We start from the raw sequence: 1,093 nt of genomic DNA on the forward strand, positions 1-1,093 counted from the left end.
ACGGCGCGCACATCGAGCTGTCGAACGCCGAGCGCGCCGGGGACGGTTTCGATGTCACTAACCCGGTCGACGGCGTCCTCCCGCTGGGAAAGTCCGGCGGCCGTGATGATCACGACGCCGTGGCGTATTGCAGCACGGGCTCCGACGAATCGACGTGGCTGCCACTGATGATCCGCAACCGGTTCGGCCGCACCTCGTAGACGACGCCGTCGACCGGGTTAGTGACATCGAAACCGTCCCCGGCGCGCTCGGCGTTCGACAGCTCGATGTGCGCGCCGTCCCTGATCCGCTCGCCGCGGTAGTAGTAACTGCCGCTGAGGTTTTCACACACCACGGCCAGCGACTTGGCGGTCCGCACCACGGCGGCCGGCGGGTTGCCCGGATCGCAGCGGGCCGTCTCGCCGACGAACCCCAACCCGTCGGCGCCGCGCACAGGAGCGGACAGCGTCGGCGTCTTCGGCGGCGGCGCGCTGGACGGGGCGGGCGATGGCGCCTGAGCCGTCCGAGCGGGCGTCGAGCCGCCTCTCGTCAACGCCGACGCCAGAGCCACCACGAGCCCTGCCACCACCAGCACGACCGCCGCCGCCGTGATCACGAACGCTCCGCGGCCGCCAACGGGCCGCCAACCGTCCGGCCGCGACTGCGGATCAACAACCGGATACGGGCTAAAGCCGGTGTCGTCCGGGTTCGGATAGACCGCCTCGAACGGGCGGGTGCCAAGGGGGCCCGCGCCGGCACCGACCGCGACCGGCTCGTACGCCGCGTTCACGGCCTCGCTGGCGGCCCGGGCGAGTTCACCCGCGGACGCAAAACGCGCCTCACGCCGTTTGGCCATGCCCACGGCGATGACGTCGTCGAAGGCCCGGCCCACGCCGCGACGCATGATGCTGGGTCGCGGCGCCGGCGAGAGTAGGTGGGCGCTCCTCAGCTCGGCCGGGTCGGACGCCTCGAACGGAGGCTGACCGGTCAGGCACTCGTAGAGCAGGCACGCCAGGGAGTACACGTCGGTCTGCGGCCCGACCCGGCCGGTGGTGAACCGCTCGGGCGCCATATACACCCGCGACGGGTCGCCGTGCCCGAGACCGAAGTCGAC

At 71.7% G+C, this 1,093-nt stretch carries 1 protein-coding gene; it reads right to left on the reverse strand.

What is annotated here, in order from left to right; all coding sequences use genetic code 11:
- Window positions 1-109: 109 nt before the first annotated feature.
- A partial coding sequence (locus tag A9X03_RS05630) for a protein kinase (protein WP_067779802.1) occupies window positions 110-1,093 on the reverse strand: 984 nt, incomplete at its 5' end.

It is taken from the genome of Mycobacterium sp. E1715 (assembly GCF_001667625.1).
Classification (GTDB): domain Bacteria; phylum Actinomycetota; class Actinomycetes; order Mycobacteriales; family Mycobacteriaceae; genus Mycobacterium.